Here is a 14,346-nt window from a genome sequence, read left to right on the forward strand (position 1 = left end):
AGATAATAGTTAATTACGTTTTACTTCAGCTTTAAGTGCTGTCATAAAATCACTGAATGGAATTGTTTCTGACTTTTGCTCACCATATTTACGAACATTTACTGCGTTGCCTTCTACTTCTTGATCTCCTACGACAAGCATGTATGGAGTCTTTTGCATTTGAGCTTCGCGGATTTTGTAGCCGATTTTTTCGTTACGATCATCTAACTCTACACGGAAGCCTTCTTCGCGAAGCTGCTCTTGTACTTGTTTCGCATATTCAAAATGAACATCAGGTGAAACTGGGATAACTTGAACCTGTACAGGTGCTAACCATGTTGGGAAAGCTCCTTTGTATTCTTCAATTAAGAAAGCAACAAAACGTTCCATCGTTGATACAACACCGCGATGAATAACAACAGGGCGATGTTGCTTTCCGTCTTCACCTACATAAGTTAAGTCAAAGCGTTCTGGTAATAAGAAATCTAATTGAACCGTTGAAAGTGTTTCTTCTTTGCCAAGAGCTGTTTTCACTTGAACGTCCAGCTTCGGACCATAGAATGCTGCTTCTCCCTCTGCTTCAAAGTAATCTAACTCAAGTTCATCCATTGCTTCTTTTAACATCCCTTGTGCTTTTTCCCACATATCATCATCATCAAAATACTTCTCTGTATCTTGTGGATCACGGTAGGAGAGGCGGAAAGAATAATCATTTAGATCAAAGTCTTTATATACTTCTAAAACGAGACGAACGACTCGCTTGAATTCTTCTTTAATTTGGTCAGGTCGAACGAATAAATGAGCATCATTCAATGTCATTCCACGTACTCGTTGTAAGCCTGATAAAGCCCCTGACATTTCATAGCGATGCATGGTTCCTAGCTCCGCAATACGAATTGGTAATTCACGATAGCTGTGAATACCATTCTTATAAACCATCATATGATGCGGACAGTTCATTGGACGAAGTACTAGCTGCTCATTATCCATGTCCATGACTGGGAACATGTTTTCTTGGTAATGATCCCAGTGCCCTGAAGTTTTGTAAAGATCCACACTTCCCATAACAGGTGTATAGACATGTTGATAACCTAGACGTTCCTCTTTATCAACAATGTAACGTTCAATAATTCGGCGAATAGTCGCTCCCTTAGGAAGCCACATTGGCAATCCTTGACCGACTTTTAAAGAATTCATAAATAGGTTTAATTCTTTTCCAATTTTACGGTGGTCACGCTCTTTAGCTTCTTCTAGAAGACGTAAATGCTCTTGCAAGTCTTCCTTTTTAAAGAAAGCTGTTCCGTAAATACGTTGTAGCATTTTATTGTCACTATCTCCACGCCAGTAAGCTCCAGCAATGCTTAGAAGCTTGAACTCTTTCAGCTTTCCAGTTGATGGAACATGAACACCACGGCAAAGATCAACAAATTCACCTTGCTCATAAAGTGTCACAGCTTCATCATTTGGAATTGCCTCGATTAACTCAAGCTTGTATTCATCTCCCATTTCTTTAAAGAGTTGAATCGCTTCTTCGCGGCTAACTTCTTTTCGTACAATTTCTAAATTTTCGTTAATAATTTTCTTCATTTCTTTCTCAATAACTGGCAGGTCTTCTGGAGATAAGGATTCTTCTATATCGATATCATAATAAAATCCGCCTTCAATGACTGGCCCTACACCTAGTTTGACATTTTTGTATAGACGTTTAATAGCTTGTGCCATTAAATGGGCAGAGCTATGACGCAAAACTTCCAATGCATCTTGGCCATCTTGAGTAATGATTTCTATCGATCCATCTTCTACGATTGGACGGCGAAGGTCATACATTTGACCGTTAAATTTACCAGCTATTGCTTTTTTCTTTAGTCCAGGACTAATAGAAGCGGCAATTTCTTCTGTTGTTGTTCCTTTAGCAAACTCCTTTAACGAACCATCTGGAAAAACAACTTTAATCATGTCTGACATTTTTCTTCCTCCTCAACATTTTTAATTCAAGCTATAATATAGCAATGAAAATAAAAAAAACTCGTCCCTATAGAAAGGGACGAGTTAATATACATATACACGTGGTTCCACCCTAAATTCCCGAATCGACATTCTTTAACCAACTCGGCTTTAGAAGCAGATAACGGCTGCTACCGTCAACCAATACTTGATTACTCATTTCCTGGTTGAAGCTACAAGGTGGTAAGTATCCATTTCGTGTTAGGAAGCTTTCAGCCTAGTCTTCCCTCTCTTCAAACCGTAAAAAAGATACTGTTGTCCTCATCATCACTTGTTCATTGATTTTCAACTTTAGTATGTACGTTATTATAAAATGTTATTTTCTGAAAATCAAGAGGACATGCTACATTTTTTCATCAGCGGTAAACGGAAATTGCCTTTTCTCCTCATAAAATTGACTAACTGGCAGTAAGATCACTCGTTCTTCAAAAATATTGTGAATCGTCCGTACGAGCGGTTGATCCTCATCATCGCTGTAGAGATAAATAATTTGAGGAGCTATTGATAATAAAGGAGCTATCGTTAAAGAATCCACATAAACAGGGTGGTTTACAAGCAGTTTGCGATCAATCATTCGCATCAATTCTGCTCGTTTCATTTCATAATATTGAGCATCAAAAAACGTAATTCCATCATCAATCATTAAATGAAGGTGTTGAAGCTTTGCCTGTCTGTTAAATAAAAATTGCCGTAATGTTTCTATGAACATCTGGTATTCCTGTTCCATTTTATATTCATCAATGGAGATTTCCACATATTTCTCTAATCGCTCCATAAACGGACGTAATCGAAATTTAACAAAGGAATCAAACGAAAAAGTGTTCTGATCCTCAAATATTTGATCAATTGCCTGCTTTAAATGGTGTTCTCTTTCAAATTCATTAATAAATACCATTAGCTCTTCCCTTTGGCCTTCTAAAATCGAATGAATGATGTCAAGGATTTGTCTTTGTTCCTCTTCTTCTCGGAAAAAATACTGGTTTTCCAATAGGTCTAAAAACCAATCATCCTGTTTCGTATAAAAAATGAAATCGTAAAAGGCAGATTTATAGCTTTCTAAATTCTCCGTATTGCTTCGATCTAGTTGAATGCTCACTATATGTTGATCTTCAATTAGAAGAGTGTTGTTTAAATGATTGGATGAACCCAACTCGTTATGAAGATGTTGATGAAGCTTTTTTGCATCATCTTTATTTTGGAAGATGATCTTGATCAACCAAATCCCCCCTTATATAGAAATCTCTCATTCATGTATATGGGGAACTTGGCCAAAATAGAAGCAGGTCTTAAAGAAAATACATCTCACTTTTTTATAACAGCTTAAGTATGGTTTATTACCTTACGCACTAAGCAATAAAAAGAGACTGACATCTTTCATTCAGTCCCCTCGTCCTACATCATTCGTCTGTTTGGTCCGTCTACTTTAATCGGAGTAGTTAAATATTTGATTCTCTCCATAATTCTTCTTGCCTTCATCTTTTCTTCTTCACCGCGCTGGCTATAGGTCAAATGGTGCTCTAACTCTTGATAGTCAAAATTGGAGCTAAAGAAAGTAGGTAGATTTTCGAGCATTCTGAATTGGAGGATTGGGCCAAGAACTTCATCCCTTGACCAACTGGACATCGTTTCTGCCCCGATATCATCAAACATGATTACTGGTACTTTTTTGATTGTTTCGATTTTCGTATTAAGAGTGGAATCTGCAATTGAACTCTTCATCTCACGGAGTAGCTCTGGTACATAGATGATCATAGTTGAAACCTTCTTCTTTGCGAGTTCATTTGCAACAGCACCTAACAGGTAGGATTTTCCAACACCGAATTTCCCATGTAAATACAAACCTTTTTGTTTTTTTCCTACTTCGTAATCCTCTACAAAAGCCATTGCTTGAGAAACAGCCTCTATTCTTTCTGGCGTTTCTTCTTGAATCCGAATATCACCAAAAGATGCTTGCAGGATATCTTTCGGGATATATAAACTTTGGATAAGCTTCTCATTTTTCTTCCGCTCATCATGCATCACTTTTCTAGGGCACTCGTGATATTGAATCGTAATCGCCCCTCTTTGAAGAACGAGTTCTGGATCGTAGCCCTTCATTAAATTTATGCAACCATCTAGGGAGGGACATTGGTTACATTCTTTGCTTTGTTTCGAATACTCATAGAGCTTCATAAGGTTTTTTTCCACAATTTCCTCTGTCAATTCATGTTTGTGCTTGATTAAAAATGCTCTAACTTCCGGATGTGTCATAATTTGTTTTCGCATTTGTTCATAACGCTCTTGAAAATTTGTACTCTTGGCTAATCGTTTAATGGTTTTATTAATTTTTTCCATCTGTCCCACCTCCTAATTCCGATATTTTTTTAATCTTTCTTCCAGTTCTTTTTTCTTGGCTTCAAGATCAGCAGTAGAACCTTGATCTGTTTTGACTGTTTCTTGTTCATTAAACCAATCTGGCAATTGTTCTGTTCGAACTGGCTTCTTTCTGTTTGATACTCGTGGTTTGGGTGAATTTTTCCCTTCAGCCCAATCCAAGTATTGGCGATGTTCTCTCTTCGCAAGCTCCATCGCTTCTTTCACATGTGTGATTTTCTTCCTTGCCCAGTGGCTCGCTATTTTTTCTACATACCCTTTTGTAAGCTTCATATCTGTTTTGAGCATAACATATTGAATTAATACATTTATTACACCAGGTAATAGTTTTTGTTGAAACATGACTTCTTCAATAATCTGCAAGTCACTTTTAGATGGCTCACTACCGCCCGATATGTCTACTAGTAATTGACGAGGTGACGTCTTCTCCAGATAATGGACGAGCTCTTCTTCTTTCGTTTGAGGGGGACCCTCACTTTGTGACACGTACAATTGAGGCTGCACACGATCGGTTAGACTAGGCAGCTGATCATTGTGTTCTAATTGAAACCAGTCTCTCGCAGCTTTTCTCAATTCTTCAATGTCAATTGAGTTATCTGGGGTAACTGCACTTAATAAAATATTTTTCATTTGAATTGGATCAATGGTATATAAAAAAGCAAGCTTACTAATGGCTTCTCTTACTTTATCTGTTAAAGCATCTTTTGGGATAAGCGATTCCTTCAACCCGGCAAGAAGCAAATCAAAGTTAAAGTCTGTCGATATGATTTTTATTTCCTTTGTCTCTGCTCTTCCTACAAAACGCTGGCCTGAGAGACCTCCCAAATCTTCCTTCATCTCTTTATTAGAGCTTAAATGAGTAGGAGTTGCAGACATGAACACCTCCTGGAAGGACCTGGTCACATCTTGAAATTCATCATTTCTATCCAAAATAGCGTCACTAAAAAACCGCTTTAATCGTAAAAATTGATTTTTCCCCACTTTTCGATACAAATAAATATTTAACATCCCATCTAGAAAGAATTGTTCAGGAGTAAGTGGCGGCTGAAGTTCATAAATAAATGAACGGGCATCCTCTTCTTTGTGCGTATAAGTTTTTAATAATCCAATGCCCTCGAGCTTTAAGCGAGCCTCATAGATTTCTTTCATATTCATATCCATAATACTCATAATGCTATGGTGAGAATTTGACTCAGACCAAAGACGATTATCTTCTAACTCTCCCCAAAGCGTCATATATAAGCTAAAACAAGAAGAACCAATTAATGGCTGATATAAATACGTTAAAATTTTCCGATCATATTCATGTATTAACCCATTTGAAGCTACTTTATAACGATCAACAGGAACCATTTCTTGCCAGTACTGCGCCATTTTTTGTTCAACCTTTCTTTCCAAATCACACGTAAGTACAAAAAAGAGCTAAAGATATCCTCCCTTAGCTCACTTATGATTGTTCTTTTTTAATTAACTCTTTTAATTCTTCAATGAACACATTCAAATCTTTGAACTGTCTATAAACTGATGCAAATCGGACGTATGCAACCTCATCTATCTGAGAAAGGCGATCCATTACCATTTCTCCAACTCGATCACTATTTATTTCTGAAACTCCTTGACTGCGCAATTCCTTTTCTACTTCGGACGTAATGGCTTCGAGCTCTTTAAGTGCTACGGGACGTTTTTCACAAGCCTTTATTAATCCACGCAAAATTTTATCTCTGTTAAATTCTTCTCGTGTGCCTTCTTTCTTCACAACAATTAAAGGAATTTCCTCCACTTTCTCGAAAGTAGTGAATCGATAACTACACTTCTCACATTCACGCCTACGACGTATGGAGCGCCCTTCATCGACCGGACGAGAGTCAAGTACACGAGTACTATTATTTTGACATGATGGGCATTTCATTTAATCAGCTCCGCATCCTAACAGGATAGTTTAATGTCGACCTTTGTCTTATTTCTATTTTATAAAAGATTTAGTTGTTTGTACAAGTGTGTTTTATGGATTCCCATTCAAACCCGAACCAATATATGTAAGTTCCTTATCCAGTTTACTATACATTTGGGTAATCTCTTTTTTTAATATAGGATAACTACCAGAGATTTTCACATGATCTGTCGAAGCAGCAAAATCAATTGCCGTTTCTAGTTCTCTCACCGTTATAACTGTAATCGATAACATCAACTTTAATTCAGAACGAAGCTCAACTGCGATCTCTCCACGATCTTCTGAAACATCTAGAAGGGTAGCCCGGCTATCCTGGTGCAAGATCTCTGCAATGATTTGAAAAGCATCTGAGAATCCAACTTGATAGTATCTTGTTTTTAATTCATTGTCAGAATGGTCCTCAAATGTTTCACAATGATTTTCATAACGTCCTCTTAAGGCTTGAAAAAACGACATCTGTTTTACCTCCAAAAAGACCTAGTTGTCATTCCATTTTACCTTTTATCCCCTTAAAGCAAAAGTTTTTACATAGAGGGAATTTAAGGCATCAAAAAAGAGGTGTAATCGATACACCTCTCGTCAAAGTCCAATATTATAGTGCTTTTGAGTTTGTTTGTGGTACTTGAATTGGTCCCATGCCTCGTGGAAGTTCAATATTTTCACGAGTTTGTGCACCTAGTGCTTCAGCAATATAATCTGCTGCAATATTAGGATCCATTTCTCCACAAGTATATACATCAATGCTTGCATATCCATGTTCTGGGAAGCTGTGAATCGTTAAATGTGATTCAGAAATAATTACAACTCCACTTACTCCTTGTGGAGCAAATTTGTGGAATGCAACCTCTCTAATTTCAGCACCTGACTTAAGAGCTGCATCTGCAAAAATCTTTTCAATTTGTTGTAAATCATTTAACTTCTCAAAATCACAACCCCATAATTCAGAGATTACGTGACGTCCCATTGTTTCCATATTCAAATTTCCCCCTTTAAACTAATTTGTTACTCGTTATAAATGAATTTCCCTAATTATTTGGTTTATAACTACCACGGGGGAAAGTTAGTCCAAAGAGGTCCTAACCCTTTAAGTAGCTAAATTAACCAAAACTCAAGAGTTCACGAGGAATAGTATACTTTGTTTATTTTTGTTTTGCAATACAAGTTGAGTACTTTTTTAAAATAGTTGAAAGGGCCACGTTCTTTACTATTGCCTTTGAAGAGAATATTATGCTTATTCTTGTTAATAATTGGATGTGTAATGTCGTTTCTTTTATTGATTATCTGTTACTAATCGGTGCGACTTGTGTTCGCTCCAGCTGTAAGATTTCCACTAAAGACTTAAAGAATTGGTTAACGGAAAGAAGCCCGCTAAATTGCATTAGCAGGCTTGGAAATTGCTATATTGTCTTTTATGATTATTATACATTTACTTCTGTTGATTGCACTAATGCTTCAGCTACATATTTCGTTAAGTCAACCACTCTGCAAGAATAACCCCACTCATTATCGTACCAAGCTAATATTTTTACTTTCTTGGCATCCATAACCATTGTAGATAATCCATCAATAATCGCTGAGTGTTCATTTGTATTAAAGTCAATGGATACAAGTGGTTCATCTGTAATATCTAAAACACCATGTAGAGATCCTTTAGCTGCTGCTTCAAATGCATCATTAATTTCATCAACAGTTACTTCACGTTTTAGGTCTACAACTAAGTCAACTAAGGAAACATTTGGGGTAGGTACACGAAGAGCCATACCATGTAATTTTCCTTTTAATTGAGGTAATACTAATGACAGTGCTTTTGCAGCACCAGTTGTTGTAGGGATTATTGATTGACCACATGCACGAGCTCGACGTAAGTCCTTATGTGGATTATCAATGTTCTTTTGATCGTTTGTATAAGCATGAACCGTTGTCATAAGGCCATTCTCGATTCCGAATTGCTCATCTAACACTTTTGCAACTGGTGCAAGACAATTTGTCGTACATGAAGCATTTGAAATAACAGCATGCTCTTCTATATTTAATGCGCTTTCATTTACTCCCATGACAATTGTTACATCTTCATTTTTTCCTGGAGCCGTTAAAATTACTTTTTTCGCTCCAGCTTCTAAATGAAGTGCTGCTTTTTCACGAGAATTAAATTTCCCTGTCGCTTCAATGACGATATCTATATTTAAGTCCTTCCAAGGAAGTTCCTGTGGATTACGATTGCTTAATAATTGAACGCGTTTCCCATTTACAACAATTGCGTTATTCTCTGGTACAACCTCACCATTAAATTGACCATGATTTGTGTCATACTTTATTAAATGAGCTAACGTTTCAGCAGGATAGCTCGCATTAATTGCAACTACTTCTAAACTATCTTCTAAAATGGCTTTTCTAAAAACCATTCTCCCAATTCTACCAAACCCGTTAATCGCAACTCTCGCCTTCATATTATGGCCCCTTCCACATTAATGTTATACTTTATGTGTGTTATTGTTGTAATTAGTATAGCATATTAATTTATATTTGTGATAATTAAAATGCGGAATTCGAAATGTTTTATAATTCAGAAATATTATAACCATACTTATGTTAATTCACTTGTTATTATTAATAACTTAATTGATTGAAATATTATGGTAGATGGGATTGAAGCTGATCCTGATCGGTTGGCTGGACATTCTAACTTAATTCAAAATGATGACCTCTATTCCCAATTTTCAACATCAATATCTCCTTCAACACCCATATGATAACTCTTTTCGCTTTTATTAAATGTATAATTCTCATCATTATCAAAAACAAAAAAATTAGGAAAAAGAGGTTGGGACATAACTAAATGACTCCTTCTCAAAGACGAACAATAACTTTATTAAAATAGTTAAGTTGTAAAAACAAGTTCGGTCCATTGCCCTGCAGACACTCGCTTTCCGCGGGGAGGAATCTGATCTGAGCCTCCTAGATGCGCTTTGGTGTCTCAGCCTTGCCTCTATTTCCCTTAGTAGTCGAGTGTCTTCCGCTCCATTCCACTATTTTTAAAAAATTGTTTTCCGAACAAACAAAAATATCCGAACTAGTAAAAGGAGATAACTCCTGATCGTTCGGATAGATCATTGACTGATATACTCATGTCCCGGCCTCTCATAAATTCAGCGGGTAGAAACCTAACTCCAATTATTCAAAAACTTGAACAGCTGTTCTTTTGTTTCTTCAATGGTTCCATTGTTATCAATCACATAATCGGCTTGAGCTACTTTTTCTTTAAGTGGCATTTGAGACTGTATTCGAGCAATAGCTTCTTCTTTCGAAAGATGATTTCGATCGATCAGACGTCGCAGTTGTGTCGCTTCATCGACATACACTAGTAGTACTTTATCCACCATGTATGTTAGCTCACTTTCAAATAACAAAGGGATATCCATGACAATTATCTCAGCCCCCTCAAGAATTGCTCGCTCTTTTTTTAATAGCATCCTCTTTCGAACGGCAGGATGGACTATTCGATTCAGCTCAAGCCGCTTTTCTTTGTCATGAAATATGATAGAACCTAATTTTCCGCGATCAATTTCTCCATTTTCAAGTAAAATGTCTTTTCCAAAATTCAATACAATATCATGATAGGCTTGTTCACCTACCCCAACCGCTAGTTTGGCTTCTACATCGGCATCAATAATAAAAATTCCCATCTCATGAAGCATGGCAGATACAGTGCTTTTTCCGCTAGCAATTCCCCCTGTTAATCCAATCACAATTGCCATAGTATGTCCCTTCCTCCTACATTTTCCAAACACCTATGAATATTAATAAAATTCCTGGTAAAAAAGATATTTTTTGTATCCAACTATTTTTAGAAAATATGGCACCTACTTTTATTCCGATAAATACGAATAAAGAGCTCATTAGAGCTACAGTAAAAGCTAAGTATATTGGTGATAACCCAAGCATAGCCGCACCTATCCCAGCACCAAATGCATCTAAAGATAATGCTAGGCCAAGCATAACGGCTTCTATTCCTGTAATCGTTCCAGATTGATCAAAATCGGCAGACATTGGCTTTTTCAAAATGTTAATAACAATACCTAATGATTTGATTTCAAAATTTACAATGATTTTTTCATGGGGAAGAATTTCCTTTGTCTTTTCCGGACGAAAAAACTGATATAATACCCATGCTCCAATTAGAATCAAAATGACTCCACCAAGACTCTCTGCTAGTTCTGTGGAAATAAACTTTTCAATGAAATTACCAATTAACATCGCCACCATCAACGTCAAAGCTGAACAGCACGCTATTACAGCAATCGATTTAAAAGGAATTTTCATCTTCCTTAAACCATATGTTAGTCCGACACTAAAGCTATCTAAGCTTACAGCAAGCGCTAGTAAGAGAAGTGAAAGTGTGTGTACCATGTATTAGAGCTCCTTCCTATCATCGCTACGATAGTATATGGAAGGAGCCCATCCATTGTTAATGGTTAAATTTTCACTTCATCTTCTGACAATTGGGACAAAAGACAGTTCCACGGCCGCCGACAACCGTTTTTTCTAGAGTTGCTCCACAAACCCGGCAAGGTTCACCTTTTCGACCATAAACGAAGAGCTGAAGCTGGAACATTCCAATTTGTCCTTGCGAATTGACGTAGGAACGAATTGTGCTTCCTCCTTGCTCAACAGCCTCTGTTAATGTAGCAATGATTTCTTGATGAAGCACCTCAAATTCACGGTCTGTGAGAGATTGAGCGCTTCTTTCTGGATGAATTCTAGCACGAAAAAGAGCTTCATCAACATAAATATTTCCTAAACCGACTACTAGACGTTGATCAAGCAATGCACTCTTAATATTTCGTGTAGTTTTAAGGAGCTTTTGTTTGAGCTCGTCTAAAGTAAATTGTTCAGCTAGTGGCTCAGGTCCAAGTTGTGAAAGAGGGAGTTCGTTACGTTCTTCTCCCTTTGTAAATAAATGCATCGTTCCAAATTTACGCACATCTTTATAGCGAAGCTCTGTGCCATCGGAAAAATAGAAAATAACATGTGTATGCTTCTCCGTTTCATCCTCCTTTTGAAAAAGGCCATATCTACCTTCCATGCGAAGATGTGACACGAGCGCATAGTCGGTTGTATAGATGATCAAAAACTTTCCTCTTCTACCAATTGCTACAATACTTTGCCCCTTCAGCGCATCTGTAAATTGGTCCATTTCATCAGGGTGTTTAATCATCTTTGGCCAATGAACAGAAACATGTTCTATGGTCTTGTGAAGAACGAGAGCTTCAAGCGTTCTTCGGACCGTTTCTACCTCTGGAAGCTCTGGCATCCTTCTTCACTCCCTTTCCAATTTATTTTGCATCGAACCAAGTCGGACCGTAAGAGAAGTCTACCTTTAATGGAACTACTAATTCTACTGCGTTCTCCATTACATCAGGTACAATCTTCTTTAGTATGTCAATTTCTTCTTTTGGTGCTTCAAATATAAGTTCATCATGAACTTGAAGTAATAAACGCGTCTGTAATTTCTCTGCTACTAAACGGTCTGCCATATCGATCATAGCCTTTTTAATAATATCTGCTGCGCTACCTTGGATCGGTGTATTCATAGCTGTTCGTTCAGCAAAACTTCGTACATTAAAGTTACGACTTGTAATCTCAGGGATGTAACGACGTCTTTGTAACAAGGTTGCTACATACCCTTTTTGCTTCGCGTCTTGAACGATATCTTCCATATATTCTTTTACCCCAGGGTAACTTTCCAAATAGCGATCAATGAATTTGCCTGCTTCTTTCCTTGTTATACCAAGACTTTGCGAGAGGCCATAGTCGCTAATTCCGTAAACAATCCCAAAGTTAACTGCCTTCGCATGGCGTCGCATATTAGAGGTTACTTCGTCTGCTGTTACATGAAAGACTTCCATTGCGGTTTTCGTATGGATATCAAGATCTTCTCTAAATGCAGAAATTAACTTCTCATCCTTTGCAATATGAGCTAGAACCCTTAATTCAATTTGAGAATAGTCCGCTGCAAAGATTACCCAGTCCTTCTCCGAGGGAATAAAGGCTTGTCTAATTCTTCTACCCTCTTCTAAACGAATTGGGATATTTTGAAGGTTCGGGTCGGTTGAACTTAATCTGCCTGTTTGAGTTAGAGCTTGATTAAACCGTGTATGCACTTTATCATTCTCAGGGTTCACCACTTTTAATAACCCTTCAATATAGGTCGACTGGAGCTTTCCTAGCTGGCGATAATGAAGAATTTCTTTAATAATTGCATGTTCAGATTCTAATTTTTCTAGTACGTCAGCGGAAGTAGAATATCCTGTTTTCGTTTTCTTAATGACTGGTAGCTCTAACTTTTCAAATAATATTACTCCAAGCTGTTTAGGTGAGTTGATATTAAAGGACTCTCCAGCTAATTCATAGATACGCTGCTCCATATCTTTCAATTGTCCTTGTAAGTCCTCACCCATCTTTTTCAAGCGAGCAATATCCATTTTGACACCGGTCGATTCCATATCAGCAAGAATAAGTGACAGTGGCATTTCTAACTCATGAAAGAGCTCATACTGCTGATTTTCTTTTAGATCTTTTTCAAGCTTATTTTTTAGATCAGATAAAACCATACCTTTTCTTACTAGATGCTCAGCAAGCTTCTCTTCTTCTGGTACGTGTCGCTTAGCCCCTTTTCCATAAAAAGCTTCATCTGATTGAATAGCTTGGAAGCCAAAGCGCTTTGCAATAGATGAAACGTCTTCAATTGTTTCAGCTGGGTTTAATATATAGGATGCGAGCAACATATCAAATTCGACACCCTTTAAATGGATGTTATGATGCCTTAAGGATACTTCAGAGCGCTTCGCATCATAGACAATTTTTTTCTTCTCCTCGTCTTCTGCCCATATTTTAAATGCGGCCGAGGAAATTGCAGTTTCAGTCGGAATATAATAGCTCCCGTTTTTATTCACAATCGAAAATCCAATGATTTTAGCATAGTGATAGTTATCTTCTAAAACCTCTACATAGAGAGAGCTCTCATCTGTTAACATATCCTCTTTCACGTCACTCATCATTTCAAATGCAATTTCTTCTAGCGGCTGATCGACATCTTGTTCTACGCCGTCTAGCTTTTCTAAAAGTGAATGAAAGCCCAACTCTTTATAAAGAGGAATCAGCTTGTCCAAGTTAATCCCCTCATATGCAGTTTCACTAATTTGGACTTCTACAGGTGCTTCTCTTGTAATGGTAGCTAATTGCTTGCTCATCACGGCTTGGTCTCTAAATTCTTCTAGCTTTTCTTTTAGCTTTTTACCACTTACTTGATCAATCGAGTGTAAGAGGTTTTCTAATGTCTGAAACTCTTTAAGCAGCTTTATTGCTGTCTTTTCTCCTACACCCGGAACGCCTGGAATATTATCAGAGCTGTCTCCCATTAACCCTTTCATATCTATGATTTGTTCAGGAGTAAGGCCGTACTTTTCTTGAATATGTGCAGGAGTATACTCTTCAATATCGGTAATTCCTTTTTTTGTAATATTTACAGTTGTTTTTTCTGAGCTTAGTTGAGTTAAATCCTTATCGCCTGAAATGACTTTTACTTCATAGCCATCTTTTTCAGCTTGAAGAGATAAGGTACCAATGATATCATCGGCTTCGTAGTTTACAAGCTCGTACCTTGAAACTTGAAAGGCATCTAGCAACTCTCTAATAAAAGGGAATTGCTCTGAAAGCTCAGGTGGCGTTTTTTGCCTTCCTCCTTTATATTCACTGAAGGTTTTATGACGAAAAGTCGTTTTCCCAGCATCAAACGCAACAAGAATATGTGAAGGCTTTTCATCCTCCAATATTTTATTTAGGATCATCGTAAACCCGTAAACTGCATTTGTATGTATTCCTTTATCATTATTAAGTAATGGCAATGCAAAAAACGCCCGGTAAGCAATACTGTTTCCATCTATTAATACAAGCTTTTTCAAAGGGTATCCTCCTCTAATTTTAACGATATGTAACAATCCGTGACTATGCGAAAAGCAAAAAACCGTTATTTCCCTTTA

At 37.3% G+C, this 14,346-nt stretch carries 13 protein-coding genes and 1 other annotated feature; all 13 genes read right to left on the reverse strand.

The window, feature by feature from the left end; genetic code table 11:
* Nucleotides 1–9: 9 nt before the first annotated feature.
* The 13 genes from thrS to polA all read right to left on the reverse strand — a co-directional run bounded on the left by thrS (nucleotide 10) and on the right by polA (nucleotide 14,268).
* Nucleotides 10–1,944, reverse strand: coding sequence for a threonine--tRNA ligase (gene thrS, locus LS684_RS15940; RefSeq protein ID WP_233807378.1), 1,935 nt, complete (start codon nucleotides 1,942–1,944; stop codon nucleotides 10–12).
* Between the two features lie 72 nt (nucleotides 1,945–2,016).
* Nucleotides 2,017–2,260: a binding site (T-box leader), on the reverse strand.
* Between the two features lie 66 nt (nucleotides 2,261–2,326).
* Nucleotides 2,327–3,199 carry a putative sporulation protein YtxC gene (ytxC, locus tag LS684_RS15945; RefSeq protein WP_233807379.1) on the reverse strand — a complete coding sequence of 291 codons (873 nt, stop codon included), beginning with the start codon at nucleotides 3,197–3,199 and terminating at the stop codon, nucleotides 2,327–2,329.
* Between the two features lie 176 nt (nucleotides 3,200–3,375).
* A complete protein-coding gene (dnaI, locus tag LS684_RS15950) occupies nucleotides 3,376–4,317 on the reverse strand; it encodes a primosomal protein DnaI (protein WP_233807380.1) in 942 nt (313 codons plus the stop codon).
* A 12-nt stretch (nucleotides 4,318–4,329) separates the two neighbouring features.
* Nucleotides 4,330–5,730 (reverse strand): replication initiation and membrane attachment family protein, encoded by a 1,401-nt coding sequence (locus tag LS684_RS15955; protein WP_233807382.1) that lies wholly within the window; start codon nucleotides 5,728–5,730, stop codon nucleotides 4,330–4,332.
* 73 nt (nucleotides 5,731–5,803) lie between these two features.
* Nucleotides 5,804–6,265 (reverse strand): transcriptional regulator NrdR, encoded by a 462-nt coding sequence (nrdR, locus tag LS684_RS15960; RefSeq protein ID WP_233807384.1) that lies wholly within the window; start codon nucleotides 6,263–6,265, stop codon nucleotides 5,804–5,806.
* A 93-nt stretch (nucleotides 6,266–6,358) separates the two neighbouring features.
* Entirely contained in the window at nucleotides 6,359–6,763 is a 405-nt protein-coding gene (locus LS684_RS15965) for a hypothetical protein (protein ID WP_233807386.1), read from the reverse strand.
* Between the two features lie 136 nt (nucleotides 6,764–6,899).
* Nucleotides 6,900–7,280 (reverse strand): adenosylmethionine decarboxylase, encoded by a 381-nt coding sequence (speD, locus tag LS684_RS15970; protein WP_233807388.1) that lies wholly within the window; start codon nucleotides 7,278–7,280, stop codon nucleotides 6,900–6,902.
* A gap of 445 nt (nucleotides 7,281–7,725) precedes the next feature.
* A complete protein-coding gene (locus LS684_RS15975; protein ID WP_233807390.1) occupies nucleotides 7,726–8,754 on the reverse strand; it encodes a glyceraldehyde-3-phosphate dehydrogenase in 1,029 nt (342 codons plus the stop codon).
* Nucleotides 8,755–9,011: 257 nt separating this feature from the next.
* Nucleotides 9,012–9,137, reverse strand: coding sequence for a hypothetical protein (locus tag LS684_RS24150; RefSeq protein WP_267930285.1), 126 nt, complete (start codon nucleotides 9,135–9,137; stop codon nucleotides 9,012–9,014).
* 331 nt (nucleotides 9,138–9,468) lie between these two features.
* Nucleotides 9,469–10,062 (reverse strand): dephospho-CoA kinase, encoded by a 594-nt coding sequence (gene coaE / locus LS684_RS15980; protein ID WP_233807392.1) that lies wholly within the window; start codon nucleotides 10,060–10,062, stop codon nucleotides 9,469–9,471.
* A 16-nt stretch (nucleotides 10,063–10,078) separates the two neighbouring features.
* Nucleotides 10,079–10,714 carry a sporulation membrane protein YtaF gene (ytaF, locus tag LS684_RS15985; RefSeq protein WP_233807395.1) on the reverse strand — a complete coding sequence of 212 codons (636 nt, stop codon included), beginning with the start codon at nucleotides 10,712–10,714 and terminating at the stop codon, nucleotides 10,079–10,081.
* Between the two features lie 73 nt (nucleotides 10,715–10,787).
* Nucleotides 10,788–11,618, reverse strand: a complete 831-nt coding sequence (gene mutM, locus LS684_RS15990) for a DNA-formamidopyrimidine glycosylase (protein ID WP_233807397.1) — start codon at nucleotides 11,616–11,618, stop codon at nucleotides 10,788–10,790.
* A 22-nt stretch (nucleotides 11,619–11,640) separates the two neighbouring features.
* Complete coding sequence (gene polA, locus LS684_RS15995) at nucleotides 11,641–14,268, reverse strand: DNA polymerase I (protein WP_233807399.1); 2,628 nt, start codon at nucleotides 14,266–14,268, stop codon at nucleotides 11,641–11,643.
* Nucleotides 14,269–14,346 lie beyond the last annotated feature (78 nt).

It is taken from the genome of Cytobacillus spongiae (assembly GCF_021390075.1).

What these genes read in the sequence shown, in the direction of transcription:
- thrS (WP_233807378.1), bottom strand. Translation starts at nt 1,944, where the DNA reads ATGTCAGACATGATTAAAGTTGTTTTTCCAGATGGTTCGTTAAAGGAG.
- dnaI (WP_233807380.1), bottom strand. Translation starts at nt 4,317, where the DNA reads ATGGAAAAAATTAATAAAACCATTAAACGATTAGCCAAGAGTACAAAT.
- LS684_RS15955 (WP_233807382.1), bottom strand. Translation starts at nt 5,730, where the DNA reads ATGGCGCAGTACTGGCAAGAAATGGTTCCTGTTGATCGTTATAAAGTA.
- nrdR (WP_233807384.1), bottom strand. Translation starts at nt 6,265, where the DNA reads ATGAAATGCCCATCATGTCAAAATAATAGTACTCGTGTACTTGACTCT.
- LS684_RS15965 (WP_233807386.1), bottom strand. Translation starts at nt 6,763, where the DNA reads ATGTCGTTTTTTCAAGCCTTAAGAGGACGTTATGAAAATCATTGTGAA.
- speD (WP_233807388.1), bottom strand. Translation starts at nt 7,280, where the DNA reads ATGGAAACAATGGGACGTCACGTAATCTCTGAATTATGGGGTTGTGAT.
- LS684_RS15975 (WP_233807390.1), bottom strand. Translation starts at nt 8,754, where the DNA reads ATGAAGGCGAGAGTTGCGATTAACGGGTTTGGTAGAATTGGGAGAATG.
- LS684_RS24150 (WP_267930285.1), bottom strand. Translation starts at nt 9,137, where the DNA reads ATGTCCCAACCTCTTTTTCCTAATTTTTTTGTTTTTGATAATGATGAG.
- coaE (WP_233807392.1), bottom strand. Translation starts at nt 10,062, where the DNA reads ATGGCAATTGTGATTGGATTAACAGGGGGAATTGCTAGCGGAAAAAGC.
- ytaF (WP_233807395.1), bottom strand. Translation starts at nt 10,714, where the DNA reads ATGGTACACACACTTTCACTTCTCTTACTAGCGCTTGCTGTAAGCTTA.
- mutM (WP_233807397.1), bottom strand. Translation starts at nt 11,618, where the DNA reads ATGCCAGAGCTTCCAGAGGTAGAAACGGTCCGAAGAACGCTTGAAGCT.